This is a genomic window from Nocardia sp. NPDC056952 (genome assembly GCF_042674185.1).
Classification (GTDB): Bacteria; Actinomycetota; Actinomycetes; order Mycobacteriales; family Mycobacteriaceae; genus Nocardia.
In genome coordinates this window covers 224,706-239,758 of record NZ_JBHURA010000005.1, presented here as the reverse complement: position 1 = coordinate 239,758, position 15,053 = coordinate 224,706, and the positions used below count along the sequence as shown (strand labels likewise).

14 protein-coding genes and 1 tRNA gene are annotated in these 15,053 nt (G+C 68.6%); 7 read left to right on the top strand and 8 right to left on the bottom strand.

Annotated features, from left to right (window positions below; genetic code table 11):
• Nucleotides 1-24: 24 nt before the first annotated feature.
• From ACFTS5_RS19885 to galK, 4 genes are all read right to left on the bottom strand, one after another.
• Nucleotides 25-978, bottom strand: coding sequence for a zinc-binding alcohol dehydrogenase family protein (locus tag ACFTS5_RS19885; RefSeq protein ID WP_378632899.1), 954 nt, complete (start codon nucleotides 976-978; stop codon nucleotides 25-27).
• A 47-nt stretch (nucleotides 979-1,025) separates the two neighbouring features.
• Entirely contained in the window at nucleotides 1,026-1,274 is a 249-nt protein-coding gene (locus ACFTS5_RS19880) for a hypothetical protein (protein WP_378632897.1), read from the bottom strand.
• 12 nt (nucleotides 1,275-1,286) lie between these two features.
• Complete coding sequence (locus ACFTS5_RS19875) at nucleotides 1,287-3,005, bottom strand: sodium:solute symporter family protein (protein WP_378632895.1); 1,719 nt, start codon at nucleotides 3,003-3,005, stop codon at nucleotides 1,287-1,289.
• A gap of 153 nt (nucleotides 3,006-3,158) precedes the next feature.
• On the bottom strand, nucleotides 3,159-4,265 hold the full coding sequence (galK, locus tag ACFTS5_RS19870; protein ID WP_378632892.1) for a galactokinase: 1,107 nt from the start codon (nucleotides 4,263-4,265) through the stop codon (nucleotides 3,159-3,161).
• 290 nt (nucleotides 4,266-4,555) lie between these two features.
• Here galK and ACFTS5_RS19865 point away from each other — a divergent pair, with 290 nt between their 5' ends.
• A complete protein-coding gene (locus ACFTS5_RS19865; RefSeq protein ID WP_378632890.1) occupies nucleotides 4,556-6,061 on the top strand; it encodes a diguanylate cyclase in 1,506 nt (501 codons plus the stop codon).
• A 1-nt stretch (nucleotide 6,062) separates the two neighbouring features.
• Here the strand turns inward: ACFTS5_RS19865 and ACFTS5_RS19860 are convergent, their stop codons facing one another.
• Complete coding sequence (locus ACFTS5_RS19860) at nucleotides 6,063-6,815, bottom strand: DUF6319 family protein (RefSeq protein WP_378632887.1); 753 nt, start codon at nucleotides 6,813-6,815, stop codon at nucleotides 6,063-6,065.
• 134 nt (nucleotides 6,816-6,949) lie between these two features.
• Nucleotides 6,950-8,125, bottom strand: a complete 1,176-nt coding sequence (locus ACFTS5_RS19855; protein ID WP_378632884.1) for an alpha-hydroxy-acid oxidizing protein — start codon at nucleotides 8,123-8,125, stop codon at nucleotides 6,950-6,952.
• Nucleotides 8,126-8,205: 80 nt separating this feature from the next.
• Here ACFTS5_RS19855 and ACFTS5_RS19850 point away from each other — a divergent pair, with 80 nt between their 5' ends.
• Nucleotides 8,206-8,430 carry a hypothetical protein gene (locus tag ACFTS5_RS19850; RefSeq protein WP_378632882.1) on the top strand — a complete coding sequence of 75 codons (225 nt, stop codon included), beginning with the start codon at nucleotides 8,206-8,208 and terminating at the stop codon, nucleotides 8,428-8,430.
• A 3-nt stretch (nucleotides 8,431-8,433) separates the two neighbouring features.
• Here ACFTS5_RS19850 and ACFTS5_RS19845 read toward each other — a convergent pair whose 3' ends face one another.
• Nucleotides 8,434-9,252, bottom strand: coding sequence for an amino acid-binding protein (locus ACFTS5_RS19845; protein WP_378632879.1), 819 nt, complete (start codon nucleotides 9,250-9,252; stop codon nucleotides 8,434-8,436).
• A gap of 262 nt (nucleotides 9,253-9,514) precedes the next feature.
• Between ACFTS5_RS19845 and ACFTS5_RS19840 the strand changes: the two genes are divergently transcribed.
• The 4 genes from ACFTS5_RS19840 to ACFTS5_RS19825 all read left to right on the top strand — a co-directional run bounded on the left by ACFTS5_RS19840 (nucleotide 9,515) and on the right by ACFTS5_RS19825 (nucleotide 14,024).
• Entirely contained in the window at nucleotides 9,515-10,282 is a 768-nt protein-coding gene (locus tag ACFTS5_RS19840) for a DeoR/GlpR family DNA-binding transcription regulator (protein WP_378632878.1), read from the top strand.
• The gene (locus ACFTS5_RS19835; RefSeq protein ID WP_378632875.1) at nucleotides 10,279-11,268 is read left to right on the top strand and encodes a 1-phosphofructokinase family hexose kinase; all 990 of its coding nucleotides are present in this window, start codon (nucleotides 10,279-10,281) and stop codon (nucleotides 11,266-11,268) included. The genes ACFTS5_RS19840 and ACFTS5_RS19835 overlap by 4 nt, the downstream gene beginning before the upstream one ends.
• A gap of 228 nt (nucleotides 11,269-11,496) precedes the next feature.
• Entirely contained in the window at nucleotides 11,497-13,740 is a 2,244-nt protein-coding gene (locus tag ACFTS5_RS19830) for a fructose-specific PTS transporter subunit EIIC (RefSeq protein ID WP_378632872.1), read from the top strand.
• Between the two features lie 26 nt (nucleotides 13,741-13,766).
• The gene (locus ACFTS5_RS19825; protein ID WP_101466146.1) at nucleotides 13,767-14,024 is read left to right on the top strand and encodes an HPr family phosphocarrier protein; all 258 of its coding nucleotides are present in this window, start codon (nucleotides 13,767-13,769) and stop codon (nucleotides 14,022-14,024) included.
• A 56-nt stretch (nucleotides 14,025-14,080) separates the two neighbouring features.
• Here ACFTS5_RS19825 and ACFTS5_RS19820 read toward each other — a convergent pair.
• Nucleotides 14,081-14,154, bottom strand: a tRNA-Met gene (locus tag ACFTS5_RS19820).
• 356 nt (nucleotides 14,155-14,510) lie between these two features.
• On the opposite strand from ACFTS5_RS19820, the gene ACFTS5_RS19815 reads away from it, so the two are divergent.
• Nucleotides 14,511-15,053: a transglycosylase family protein gene (locus ACFTS5_RS19815; protein WP_378632869.1), complete on the top strand. Its 543-nt coding sequence runs from the start codon at nucleotides 14,511-14,513 to the stop codon at nucleotides 15,051-15,053.

Genomic DNA, 15,053 nt, shown 5'->3' with positions numbered 1-15,053 from the left:
TTTCCGGCTGTGGGGCACTGCGTATCAGGTCAGCGTGAGCACGACTTTCCCCTCGGTGGCGCCGCCACGCAGGCGTTCCAAGGCCGCGGCCGCATCTGCGAAGGGGTGCACGCTGTCGATGACAGCCGCGATCCGGCCGTCGGCGACGGCGGGCAAGACGACCGGTGTCAGGGCGGCGAGCCGCTCGCCGATCACCTCCGGCGGGGTGAAACCGTAGGACACCGATTGCAGGCGGACCCGACGGCGCGCCAAACCGAACAGGTCGATGGTGGCTTCGGCGCCGCCGAGCCTGCCCACACTGACCACGACGCCACCCGGTGCCGTCGACCCGATCGCGATGTCGACCATCGCGCCACCGATATGGTCGAGCACGACATCGACCCCGGCACCGTGGGTGGCTTCGAGTACCTCATCGGCCAGGTCGGCGCCGTCTACACACAGCGCGAGGTCGGCGCCCGCCCGCTCGAGCAGCGTGCGTTTACCCGGCGTCCGAGTCGTGGCCAGTACCCGTGCGGCGCCGAGTACGCGGGCGACCTGGATGCCGATCAGTCCCAGCGCCGATGAGCCCGCCGTGACCAACACGGTCTGCCCGGGTGCCGCACCGGCGACAGTGAGCGCGCCGTGCTCGGTGAACAGCGCCACCGGGAGGGCGGCGGCGGCCGTCGGCGCCAAGTGCGCGGGCACCGGCACCACGTGACGGCTGTCCACCACGACGAATTCGGCGAAGGCGGCGGGCGCTGTCCCCATCACCCGCTGTCCGCGCAGGGAGTCGTCACCGCCGACCACCTCACCGCTGAACTCGTACCCGGCGACCCGCTCGACACCGTCGGAGCTCGCGTCGGCACTGGCATCGGCGTTGTTCAAAGACACCGCCGCGACCCGGACCAGCAGCTGACCCGGCTCCGGCACGGGAACCGGCACCGTGCCGACCCGGAGCGATCCGGCACCGGTCAGCAACGCGCGCATCGTGTTCGCCATGGTCTCGACGCTACCGCGCCCCGCACAGCGACCCGGGCGCACACGCGTCACGGATCCGGGGTGAATTCCTCCATCGTCATCGCCGCGACCTCGGGGACCTGGACCGGGCGCAGCAGCGCCCAGCCGATGAACACGACGGCGAACCCGATCATGCCGAGCCCCGCCCAGAGATTCACATCGACCCCGCCGGTCTTGACCTCCTGGGCCGCACTGTCCTGCACCAGCGAGGTGATCACCAGGATGACGCCGTAGCTGCCGAGCAGCGCACCGACAATGGTGCGGATATCGAAAAGCATGGTGCTGACTCCTTATCCGACGATGATGTTGAGGGCGATCACCAGTACGAGGGCGATCCCGGCGAGCAGGGCCGGCCGCTGGTACCAGGGCAGCGAGTCGGCATCGGCATCGGTGCGCATCGCCTTCGGCGTCTCGGAATACACCAGGCCGACCAGTTCGGCGGCCGGCTTCGGCCTGGTCACCAGGGTGACCGCGACGCTGACGGCGATGTCGACCACGAACGCGGCGCCCGCGGCGACGAAGCTGGCGCCCTGCCCGGACAGGTTCGTCACCCCGGTCTCGTTGAGCAGGAACACGAACACGGCGGCGAGCGTGCCACTGACCAGGCCGACCCAGCCCGCGGTCGGCGACATCCGCTTCCACAGCATGCCGAGGATGAACGTCGCGAACAGCGGTGCGTTGAAGAAGCTGAACAGGGTCTGCAGGTAGTCCATCATGTTGCTGAATCCGCCCGCGATGAACGCGGTGAAGATCGCCGCCACCGTCGCACCGACCGTGGCCAACCTGCCGACCTTCAGGTAGTACCCGTCGGGTCGTCCCTTCCGAACGTACTGTTGCCACAGATCGAAGCTGAACACGGTGTTGAACGCCGAGACATTGGCCGCCATTCCGGCCATGAACGCCGCCAGCAGACCCGCGAGCCCGACACCGAGAAGGCCGTTGGGCAGCACCTCTTTCATCAAGAACAACAACGCCTGGTTGTAGGTGACGTCGCCCTCGAAATCGGGATTCGCGGTGACCTGCTGCTTGTACTCGATCATCTGTGGCACCAGGACCGCGCTGATCATGCCGGGGATCACCACGATCAGCGGGATGAACATCTTCGGATAGGCGCCGATGATGGGGGTGCGCTGCGCGGCCGAGATCGAGTGAGTGGCCAAGGCTCGCTGTACTTCTACGAAATTGGTTGTCCAATACCCGAAGGAGAGAACGAATCCCAGACCGAAAACGATGCCCATGATCGAGGCGAAGTTGTCGGTGAAACCGCTCATCGCGTTGCCCGGCCAGGTCTGCAACTGATCGGCGCCACCCGGCGAGCCGGACACCTTGTCCTGCAAGCCGTCCCAGCCACCGACACGGTGCAGGCCGACCAGGGTCAGCGGCAGCAGTGCGGCCACGATCACGAAGAACTGGAGCACCTCGTTGTAGATCGCGGCCGAGAGCCCGCCGAGGGTGACGTAGGACAGCACGATCACCGCGGCCACGACCACCGAGATCCACAGCGGCCAGCCCAGCAGCACGTTCACGATGGTGCCGAGCAGATAGAGGTTCACCCCCGCGATCAGCACCTGGGCGACCGCGAAGCTCAACGCGTTCACCAGGTGCGCGCCGGTGCCGAACCGCCTGCGCATGAATTCCGGCACCGAACGCACCTTGGAGCCGTAGTAGAACGGCATCATCACCACGCCGAGGAACAGCATCGCGGGCACGGCGCCGATCCAGAAGTAGTTGAAAGTCGGGAAGCCGTACTGGGCGCCGTTGGCGGACATACCCATGATCTCCACCGCGCCGAGATTGGCGGAGATGAACGCCAGGCCCGTGACCCACGCGGGCAATGAGCGCCCGGACAGGAAGAAGTCGATACTCGACGACACCCGGCGCCGGGCGATCAGGCCGATGCCGAGGACGAAGACGAAATACAGGGCGACCAGCGCGTAGTCGACCGGGGCGGCGTCGAGCCGCAGTGTCGATGAGGCTTCTGGGGTGGCGAGCGAAAAGGCAAGCGGCACAGCGTGTCCCTCCTGACCTGGAGCCGGACGGCACACGAGCGTCGTTCACACGGCGCGGGTCGCGTCGTCCGTCGAACTGTTTCGGGTGCTTCCACTGTGCGCGCCCGTCCTGCGCCTCACAGCGAAATCGCACAGAACAAAATGGACAACTGTTCACTCCAGTTTGCGCGCTCCCGCTGCCGGTTCGACGGCGAAGACGCGGGGCGGGGCGAAACCTGTGGTGGCGAAACGGTGCATGATGTTCTCGGCCACCCGGTCGACGTGCTCGACCAGGGCGATGATGCTGCCGCCGAAGCCACCGCCGACTATGCGCGCACCGTGTGCGCCCGCGGCGAGTGCCGCGTCGACCGCGAGATCCAGTGCGGGCGCGGAGACCTCGAAGTCCTCGCGCAGCGAGTGGTGCGAGGCCGTCAGCAGCTCACCGATCGCCCGCGGGTCCGCACCGGCGCGCAGCCGGTCGACGACGGCGAGCACCCGCGCGTTCTCGGTGACCACGTGCCTCGCGCGACGCCGCAGCACTCGATCCCGTAAGCGTGGCAGGTCTTCGGAGGTGGCATCGCGCAGGGCGGACAGATTCAGCGCGGCGGCGGCGGCTTCGCACTGGGCTCTACGCTCGGCATATCCGCCGTCTGCCAGATCGTGCGGGTGGCCGGTGTCGGCGACGATCAATGCCAGACCGGCGGTGGCGAGATCGAACGGAATCTGTTCTGCGGCACCTGCTTCCGTGTCGGCGAAGGCACGGATGTCGAGGAACAGGGCGTGGCCTTCGGTACACAGGATCGAGGCGGACTGGTCGAGCAGGCCCGTCGGCACTCCGGCGAAGCCGTTCTCCGCCGCCCTGGCGATCTCGATCATGCGCCGATCGGTGAGCGCGGGCGCGAACAGGTCGCGCAGCGCGATCGTCACCGCGCAGCACAGGGCCGCCGACGAGGACAGGCCCGCGCCGATCGGCACCGTGCCGTCGAGTTCGAGGTCCACCCCGGTGACGCGGTGACCGCCACGAACGAACTCGTCGACGACACCGAGCGGATAGCGGGCCCAGCGGGGCAGCCGATCCCGTTGTGCTGCAAGAGCATCGACGCCCACCTCGACGACCTCACCGGGCCGCTGCGCCGAGGTGAGCCGCACCAGCCCGTCACCGCGCGGTCCGGCCGCGCAGACGACGCCGAGCGGCAGGGCGATCGGCAACACGAACCCGTCGTTGTAGTCGGTGTGCTCGCCGATGATGTTCACCCGGCCCGGCGCGATCCACTTCTCCACCCGTACTTCCCTCCGCTTGCTGCGACGATGTCATCACCGAACACCGCGGCGGGCAACTGTCGAGCACCGGGTGCCGAATCGGTATGCGGCAATGCTCTCAACGCATCGACAGCAGGGCCGTGGACGTGTCATGATCGACTGAGTTGTAAAGGTTTTGAGCGTCGGCACTGCCGGCTGGGGATCGTGCTCGGACAACAACACTCGGTGCTCTCGGCCGATACTTCGAGTGATTCACCGGCCTCACATTCGATCGACGCTCGTCGCGTGCGCAGCAAGATCGAGGGGGGCTGATGACCATCAGCGAGACACGCTACGGGAGCCTGCGACGGTGCGTGGTGCTGCTCGGCGCGGCGGGGGCCGTGCTGATCGCGCCGCTGGCGGGCGGCCGGGCGCTGCCGTTTCTGCTGCTCATCGTGATCGTCGCGGGATCGCTGGCGATGATCGGGTACGGCATGTACTGCCATCGACCCGCGCACCGGCTGCCCTGGTACCTGCTGGCCGCATCGGTGCCGCTGTTCGCCGCGGGCACCGCGATACGCGCGCTCGGGCTGCGCCCGAGCTGGCACCCGGTCGACGATCTGTGTACCTTGGCGGCCTCGCTGTGCCTGGGCTTGGCCGCCGTCGGCTGGTTGCAGCCGCACCGCCTCCGCAATGCCCGTGACCTCTGGCTGGATTCGACGCTCATCGGGCTCAGCGCGCTGCTGGCCTCGTGGACATTCCTGATCTCGCCGATCCTGCGGCACAGCACCGGGTTCGTCGATACCGCGCTGGCCGCGAGCTATCCGCTGATCCACGCGCTGCTGGCTACCGTGCTCGCGCATTCGCTGGCGACGGTGGTGCGCTCGGAGACATCGCTGCGGTTGTTGCAGGCCGCACTGATCGCCGTGCTCATCGGCGGGTTGATCGAAAGTCTCACTGCCGCAGGCACGATCGCGGTCGATCCCGAAGTCGCGCTGGTGCCGCAGCAGTGGGCGTATCTGCTGGCCGGGCTGGCCGCGGTGCAGCCGACGATGGGCGGGTTGCGCGACGCCGAGGATGTGGGACCGCATCGATCGCGGCAGCGGGCCGGGATGATCGCGGTGGCACTGGTGGCGGCCTCGCTGGTGAGTGTGGTCGGCGCCGAGCTCGGGGTGGTCGACCGCGTGGTGATCTGCGCGCTGCTCACGTTGCTGTTGGTCGGTGTCCTGGTGCGCAGCGAACGCGCCATCGCGCGCAGCATGCGCAGCGAACGCCGCGCCCAGTACCAGGCCGACCACGACCTGCTCACCGGGCTGTTCAACCGGGCCGCGCTGCTGCGCGCACCACACCGCTATCGCGATCAGTGGGCCGGAAAACCACTGTGCCTGCTGTTCATCGACCTCGACGGCTTCAAAATGGTGAACGACAGCTACGGTCACGCCGTCGGCGACGAACTCATCGCCAACGCCGCGTCCCGCATCCGCCGCACCACCGCCAGCGCCGATCTCACGGCCCGCTACGGCGGCGACGAATTCGTGGTCCTGGCACCACGCACCCGCACCGAAGCCGCCGTGCTGGCCGAACACATCCTCGGCGCCTTCATCCGCCCCTTCGAGCTGAGCTGCGGTGAAATCCCCATCACCGCCAGCATCGGCGTCGCCTGCGTGACCACCCGCCCCACCGAGACAACCATCTACGACCTGATCCGCACCGCCGACGCCGCCATGTATCACGCCAAGGAATACCGCCTCGGCCTCAGCTTCCACGACGAACTGAGAAAGCCGTCGACGCGGCGGCGCGTCTCCGCCTCCCCGCGGATTCAGCGGGTGGCCCAGTAGGTCAGTCCCCCAACTCCTCCAACAGCTTCCGAGCCGCCTCCAGCTCGGCCTGCAACTGCGCGACCTTGGCCTGCTGAGCCCCCCGCGCAGCCTCCAGAATCCCGGCGACCACTTCCTCCACTTCGGGGTGCAGGATCTTCGCGGCCTGAGCGACGGCCGCACTGCTGACCGCCAACCCCTTCACACTGCGCTTCTTACCGTTGATCACATCGACAGTCCACTCACCATCGGCGGTTCCGGTGAGGGTGACGGTCACCTCGGCCACCTTGGCCTTGCGCACCGCGGGAGCCTTCGCCGGCCGCGGCGTTGCCGGGGCGGGCTTGGGATCATCGGCTACCGGGGCGAGCGACCTCGGCGCGGGCGTAGCAGCGCTCGGCAGGGTCGACGGCTGGGTCACAGTGTTGTCCTTTCGGTTGCTCGGCGCGGGGGCACTGTCCGGGCGGGTCCGTGCGGATCCGCCCGGCGCTACGGTAGTCCCGCGGGCCGGCTTGGTCAGCGTCACCTCGCTCGGGCCGAACGAGAGCACATCTTTGGAACCGGTGGGCCGCACCTGCAGGAAGTCGCCCGCGGACGGGTCGTCGAGCGCGACAACCTTGCCCGACTTCCCCTCGGCGACACCGACAGCGGCGGCGGTGAACCACACCATCGGCGGTTTGCCCTCGGCGAGCTCGCCTGCGATACGCGCGAGCTCGGCGTCGGATAGTACCGGCGGTGCTGATCGGCGGGATGCGGACTTGGTGCTCGGCGAGGACATCGTGGACTCCGGGGGTTGGTGCTACAGCGTGGTCTTCGCACCGATGATGCCGCACAGCACCGACAAGTTCTCCCCCGAGCCGCCCACACGGCCCGAAAGACCCTCCTGCTCGGGGCTTCCGGGCCGCGACACCGTCAGCCGAGAGTGGCGCGGCCGCGCGTCGTCGGCCGGATGTTCTCGCGCACCGCGGCCACATCGCGATAGCCGTTGACCGCCATCAGCAGATCCGCTTCGGCCGCGTAGCTGCGCAGCAGATGCACCAGGCCGCGCACACCGCCCAGCGCGAGCGCGTACACATACGGCCTGCCGAGCCCGACCATCGACGCGCCGAGTCCGAGCGCCTTCACCACATCGGCGCCCGAGCGCACCCCGGAGTCGAACAGCACCGGCACCCGGTCGTCACAGGCGGCCACGACCGCGGGCAAGGTCTCCAGCGCGCTCAGCCCACCGTTGGCCTGGCGCCCACCGTGATTGGAGCAGTAGATCCCGTCGGCGCCGAAGTCGATCGCCTTGCGCGCGTCCTCGGGATGCGAGATGCCCTTGAGGATCAGCGGCAGATCGGTGATCGAGCGCAGCCAACCGAGATCATCCCAGGTCAGCGAATTGCCGAAGGTCGCGATCCAGTGCAGGACAATCAATTTGGGATCGTCGGAGCCGACCATCTGCTGGAAGACCGGGTCGCTGGTGTAGTTCTTCAGCACGTGCCCACGCAGCTGCGGGAAGTTCCCGCCGGCCAGGTCGCGCGGACGCCAACCGGGCACCCAGGTGTCGAGGGTGACCGTGATTCCCGCGTACCCCGCGGCCTCGGCCCGGTGCACCAGACTCTCGGCGAGTTCACGGTTCTTCGGCGTGTACAGCTGAAAGAAGGAAGGCGTGTCGCCCGCGTGCGGCCGCACGTCCTCGAGCGGGTCCTCCATCAGCGTCGAGTACATCGCGGGCACACCGGTCTGCGCCGACGCCTCGGCCACCGCGATGTCACCGTGGCCCTTCTCGCCGACCAGACCGATCACCCCGACCGGCGCGAGGAACAGCGGGTTGGCGAAGGTGTGGCCGAAGGCGGTGACGGCGAGGTCGCGCTCGGTGGCGCCGACCAGCATTCGCGGCACCAGACCCCAATCGGCGAACGCTTCGGCGTTGCGCCGCTGTGTGAGCTCGTCGCCCGCTCCGCCTGCGATATAGTTCAGCAACGAATCCGGCAGTGCCGCAGTGGCTTTGCGCTCGAGCGTCGCGTAATCCATGGGAAATTCGGGCTGGATCCCACCGAGCGCGGCCAGGTAGATCTCGTTCTGATAGTCGGCGAACTGACTCATTGCTGCACTTTCGCACGCCGACCGGGGTTCACGGACCGCAGGGTGGATGTAAGGTGCGTCATACTCGAAAATACGAGATTGTGAGTGCCCCTGCCGTGACCGTCGTCGAACACTCGGCCGCGCCCGCCGACCCGGACGCTCTACTCGCCGACCTCTTCCATTGCGATGCCATCCGTCACCTGACCCGCCTCGCGCTCGGGCTGTCCCAGGATTCGATGGATCTGCTGACCTCGGTCACCGATCGCCTGCGGGCCGCCGAGGGCGCCCTACGCGATCCGCTCACCAGCGACCTCGGCTTCGACTGAACCTCACCGTCGTCGCGCGGTGAGCACCGCCAGATCGGCGAGCCGATGCGCGCGGGCGATTTCCGCGGGGGTGAACGGTTCGTCGGGGCGTACGAAACCCCAGCGACGATCGTCACGGTCCAGTTCCAGCAGCGTGCCCTCGCCCGGTTCGCTCACCTCCGGCGTGCCGGGCGCGAGGTAGCGCGCGCCCAGCAGTTCGGCGACGGCCAAGGGTAATTCGTCCGGATCGCCGACGATGCGGGCGGCGATGGCCAGCGCCTTGGTCTGACCATCGATCAGCGACAGCACGGTCGCGGGCCAGACCCGCACTCCGGACCCTCCCGCGTGTTCGGCGGCGGAGGTGATCGCGTGCGCGGTGACCTCGGCGGGCGCGGCGACGACGAGTTCGTCGAGGACGGCGTCCTCGAGCTGGTGCACGTGCACGGTGAGAATGTTGGCGTCGCGGTGGGCGAGATGTTTGGCCAACGTCTCGAGCGCGCCGGGACGGTCGGCCAGGCGCACGCGGATCCGCCAGAGCGCGGGCGCGGAGTCGATGCGGTCGCGGTGCCGTAGTTCCGGGCCGTGCAGCCAGCCGCCGAGCATTCGCATCGCCGACGGCTCCACCACCCAGATCACCAGGATCGTGGTGGTGACCGTGAGCAGGGCGACGGTCAGCAGGTACGGCGGGTGCAGATGGACGACCAACGCGTGCAGCGCCAGCTCGACCGGGAACACCGCCGCGAGTTTGGCCAGCGTGAGCCTGGTCCGGCCGGGATGCGGCAGTCTGCCGCATACCTCGCAGGCCAGGACCGTGACACGGGGTCGCACTGCGAATCGCCACATGGGGTCAGCGTCTCCGGCCTTCGTGTCGATCTTGGACGAGGCGCGTAACAGCGACGTGAAAGCGCACGCGAAAGCCGTTGACCTGCACTGATTTCCGCGGTGATGTCGAGCACCCGCACTGTTGTGGTGTGACTGTCGGCACCATTCACCCGATAGGCAGAGGGCAACAGTTGTGACTCGGATCACCAAAATTCATTGACAAACCCACACAAGTGGGCATAAAACAACATAAGTAAAGATTCATCGAGACCGGAGGAACTCCATGTACGCCGAGGAACGGCAGCAGGCGATCGCGACCCTGATCGGGCATCGCGGGCGCGTCTCCGTCGCCGAACTCGCCGACCAGTACGGGGTCACCACCGAAACCGTGCGCCGCGATCTGGCGGTGCTCGACCGACTCGGGGTGATCCGGCGGGTGCACGGGGGCGCGGTCGGTTCCGGCGCGCTCACGACCTTCGAACCGGGCACCGCCGAGCGCGACAGCACTCGCGCCGCGGAGAAGGACCGGATCGCCGAACTCGCGCAGCGGTACCTGCCGCGAACGGGCGGCAGCGTGCTGTTCGACGCGGGCACGACGACCGTGCGGGTGGCCGCGGCCATGCCGGCCGACGTCGACCTGGTCACCGTCACCAACTCGCTACCGGTCGCCGCGCGCCTCACCGGGTTCGCGGGTGTCCGGTTGCACCTGCTCGGCGGGCGGGTTCGCGGCGTCACCCAGGCCGCCGTCGGCGCCGAGTCCTTGCGGCTGCTCGGCGAACTACGGGTCGACGTCGCGTTTCTGGGCACCAACGCGCTGACGGTGCGACACGGGCTGTCCACCCCCGATCCGGAGGAAGCCGCCGTGAAACGCGCGATGATCGCCGCCGCCGACCGGGTCGTCGTGGTCGCCGACGCGAGCAAGATCGGGCGCGAGGACTTCGTGCGCTTCGGCAGTGCCGCCGAGGTCGACGTCCTGGTCACCGATACCGACATCCCGGCCACCGCACACGCGGAACTGGTCGCCGAAGGAATCGAGGTGGTACTCGCATGATCGTCACGCTGACCGCGAACCCGAGTGTCGACCGCACGGTCACCCTCACCGAGCCGTTGCGGCGCGGGCAGGTGCATCGCGCGGCGAGCGTCACCTCGCACCCCGGCGGCAAGGGAGTCAATGTCGCGCGGGTGGTGTCCGGGGGCGGGGCGGCGGTCACGGCGGTGCTGCCGGGGGCCGACGACGACCCCGTGGTGCACGGATTGCGTACGGCGGGCATCGAATTCCGCACGGTACCGGTGCCCGGCGGGCCGAGGGTGAATCTGACCATCGCCGAATCCGACGGCACCACGACCAAGATCAACGAGCCCGGCCGTCCGTTGTCGGCGCGCGAGCTGGCCGAACTCACAGCGCTGCTCGTGGAGGTGGCCGCGGGAGCCGAGTGGATCGTGCTGTCCGGATCACTACCGCCGGGCGTGCCCGTCGACTGGTACGCGCAGCTCGTCGCGATGTTGTCCACACCGCCCGTCTCGCCGGACGGAACGCGTCGCACCCGCGTCGCCGTCGATACCTCCGATGCGCCGCTGCTCGCCCTGTTCGCCGAATCAGTGGGCGCCGCACCGGATCTCATCAAACCGAACTCGGAGGAGCTGGCTCAGCTCACCGGCCTCGACGCCGTCGACCTCGAGAACCCCACGGCCGCCGCCGAAGCTGCCACGATGCTGATCGACCGTGGCGTCGGCGCGGTGCTGGCAACCCTGGGCGCGGCGGGCGCGGTCCTGGTCACCGCCGAGGACACGTGGTTCGCCGCCGCCCCGCCGATCGTCGCGCGCAGCACCGTCGGCGCGGGCGACTCGGCCCTGGCCGGCTACCTGCTCGCCGACCTCGCGGGTGAATCCCCCGCCGACCGCCTGCGCACCGCCGTCGCCTACGGCAGCGCCGCCACCGCACTCCCCGGCACCGAACTACCCGGCCCCGCCGACGTCGTCCTCGAAGCCGTCACCGCGCACCCACTCACCGCCGACCGACCATCGGCCCCGGCATGAGCGTCCCCACGATCGGCGCCCGGCGCCTTCGCCCATCGCCGAACTCGAACCGCTGCGACTTGCGCGTTCGTCCGCCGCTGATCCGAGATCCGACCGCAGACGGCGATCACCACCGCCACACATCCATCACCCAGCGCTACCCCACCGGCCGACGCCGATAACCGCGCCGATCGGCACCGCTGGACCCGACAAGCTCCTGCTCCACCCCCACTCCGGAAAGACACGACGATGGCCGATTCGATCATCACCCCAGAACTGATCACGCTCGACGCCGACCTCGGCGCCGACAAGGGCGCCGTGATCACCGCGCTCGCGGACAAGCTCGCCGCCACGGGCCGCGCGACCGACGTCGGCGCGGTGGCCGAAGCCGCCCTCGCCAGGGAGTCGCAATCGGCCACCGGGCTACCCGGCGGCATCGCGATCCCGCACTGCCGATCGGCCGCCGTCACCACCGCCTCACTGGTTTTCGCCCGCCTCGCACCCGCCGTCGATTTCGGCGCTCCCGACGGGCCCGCCGATCTGGTCTTCCTGATCGCCGCTCCGGAAGGCGCGGGCGCGGAGCACATGAAATTGTTGTCGTCGTTGGCTCGCGCACTGGTCCGGCCTGCCTTCGTCGCCGACCTACGCGCGGCCGCGACACCGGCGGACGTGGTCGCCCTGGTCAACAGCGTCATCAATCCCCCACCGGCCGCGACCACACCTTCCCCCGGTGGCACAGCCGCGACGGGATCGGCTGGTGCGGCCGGGTCCGGTTCGCCCGCCGACGGCGGAACGGGGACCTCCTCCGCCGCGGACGATAGGGATGCGACTCCTGTCTCCGAGTCATCGGCCGCCGGAGTCGGCGCGGCGGCAGCCGGTACCGCCGCAGTGGGCGTGGCCGGTTCCGGCGCGACAACCGATGGCGCGACGACGGCCCCCACCGGACACCCGGGCGACAACCCAGCGTCCGCTGGAGACGGCACTGCGGGCGATGCACCGGCTGTCAGCACAGCGAAGTCCGGTGCGCCGAAGAAGATCGTCGCGGTCACCGCCTGCCCGACCGGCATCGCCCACACCTACATGGCCGCCGACTCCCTGGTCGCCGCGGGCGAACGGGCCGGAGTCGACGTGGCGGTGGAAACCCAGGGCTCGAGTGGTGGCGACAAACTCGACCCGGCCACGATCGCCGCCGCCGACGCCGTCATCTTCGCCACCGATGTCGGGGTGAAGGACCGAAGCCGGTTCGCGGGCAAGCCGGTGATCGAGTCCGGCGTCAAACGCGCCATCAACGAGCCCGACACCATGATCGCGGAGGCCGTCGCGGCGAGTACCGCCGCGGACGCCGCCACCGTCGGCGGTACCGCACCCGCACCCGCGCAGGCGGCGGCCAAGGGCATCGGCTGGGGCACCCGCCTGCGCCAGATCCTGCTCACCGGCGTCAGTTACATGATCCCGTTCGTCGCCGCGGGTGGTCTGCTGATCGCACTGAGCTTCCTGCTCGGCGGCTACGAGATCTCCGACAGCGCGAAGGCGATCGTGCTCGACAACTCGATCACCGACCTGCCCGACGGCGGTCTGGCCACCTATTTCGGCGCCGTGCTCTTCCAGATCGGCTCGCTCGCCTTCAGCTTCCTGGTCCCGGCACTGGCCGGATACATCGCCTTCGCGATCGCCGACCGTCCCGGCCTGGCACCGGGTTTCACCGCAGGCGCGATCGCGGTCTTCGTCGGCGCGGGATTCCTCGGCGGTCTGGTCGGCGGTCTGGTGGCCGGATTCGCGGCGCTGTGGGTGAGCAAGCTGCCGGTACCCACGTGGGCCCGCGGGCTCATGCCGGTGGTGCTCATCCCGCTGCTGGCCTCGGCGATCGTCGGCATCGTGATGTTCGTGCTGCTCGGCAAGCCCCTCGCCGCCGTGACCAACGGACTCACCGACTGGCTCAACGGCCTGTCCGGCACCTCCGCCATCGCGCTCGGCGTCATCCTGGGCGTGATGATGTGCTTCGACCTCGGTGGTCCGGTCAACAAGGCCGCCTATTCATTCGCCGCCGCCGGACTCTCGGTCACCGATATCGCGACCCTGCGGATCATGGCCGCGGTGATGGCCGCGGGCATGGTGCCGCCGCTGGCGATGGCCCTGTCGACCGTGCTGCGCCCGCGCCTCTACACCGAGGCCGAACGCGAGAACGGCAAGGCCGCCTGGCTGCTCGGCGCCTCGTTCATCTCCGAGGGCGCGATCCCGTTCGCCGCCGCCGACCCGCTGCGGGTGCTGCCGTCGATGATGGTCGGCGGCGCGGTGACCGGCGGGCTGATCATGGCTACCGACGTCACCTTGAGCGCACCGCACGGCGGCATCTTCGTGTTCTTCGCGATCGGGCATCTCGGCTGGTTCCTGGTGTCGCTGGTCGCCGGCACGCTCGTCGCCGCGGCCTGCGTCACCCTCGCCAAGGAAGTCACCCGCAAGCAGTCCGTCGCCCCTGTTCTCACCACCGCGTAATCCATTCGCACACAAGGAGATATCCCATGGCAAGCACTACCGTCACCGTCGGCTCCTCGGTCGGCCTGCACGCCCGCCCCGCGGCCCTCATCGCCGAAGCGGTCGGCGCGGCAGGAGTTCCCGTCACCATCGCTGTCACGGGCGGCGACCCGGTAGACGCGGGCTCCGCACTGATGATCATGACCCTCGGCGCAGGCCAGGGCGCCGAGGTGGTGATCACCAGCGACGATCAGCCGACTCTGGACAAGATCGCCGAGCTCGTCGCCAGCGACCTCGACGCCTGAATCGACCCGGAGAAACGGAAAAGGCCCGGAACCAGTGGTTCCGGGCCTTTTCTTTGTAGCGGGGACAGGATTTGAACCTGCGACCTCTGGGTTATGAGCCCAGCGAGCTACCGAGCTGCTCCACCCCGCGTCGGTGTGAACACAACATTACACACAGGTGTGCGCAGGCGCCAAATCGCGAGGTCAACAAGGGTTTCGTGACCAAAAAGCCCAATCCTCGACGAGCAACACCGCACATCTCACCCTTTGACTGTGGCAGCCATCACACATTCCGGCAACTGCACGCGCCGGGGCCGAGTTTCGGTGAGCGGCGTCACTATCACCCCGTGATCCCGAACACATAACGGTCCAATAACAGACCGACCGGAATCTAGGTATTCCCACTGGTTATGCAGCGTAAACATTGAAAAGGCGACTATTCCGTTCACAGAATCGGCTTGTTATCAAGATGTGATCGGCGTCGATTCTTTGGTTAGCGTCTCCCCCATGACTGAGACCCGGAAATTCAGCACCCGCGCCCTTGGCGTCGCCGCCATCGCCGGCGCCCTTGTTGCCGTTCCGTTCGGCCTCGCCACCGGCACCGCCTCCGCCGCCGCCTACAACTGGGACGGCGTCGCCCAGTGCGAGAGCGGTGGCAACTGGGGCATCAACACCGGCAACGGCTACTACGGCGGCCTGCAGTTCTCGCAGAGCACCTGGGCGGCCAACGGCGGCCAGGGTTCGGCGCACAACGCCAGCAAGGAAGAGCAGATCCGCGTCGCGGAGAACGTGCTCGCCAGCCAGGGCGTCGGCGCGTGGCCGCACTGCGGTCAGTTCCTCCAGTCGGGCGCATCCGAGCCCGAGGTGGTCGAGGAGCCCGCCGTCGAACTGCCGGTCGAACTGCCCGCCGAGGCCAAGACCGATGTCCAGGCTGCCGTCGACCAGGCCAAGGCCGCGGGCAAGTCGCTGGCCGACCAGTACGGTGTCGCGGGCCAGTACCAGGCCCTGCTCGACGCCAACGCTCCGCTGATCGCCTCGATCGGCGGCTGA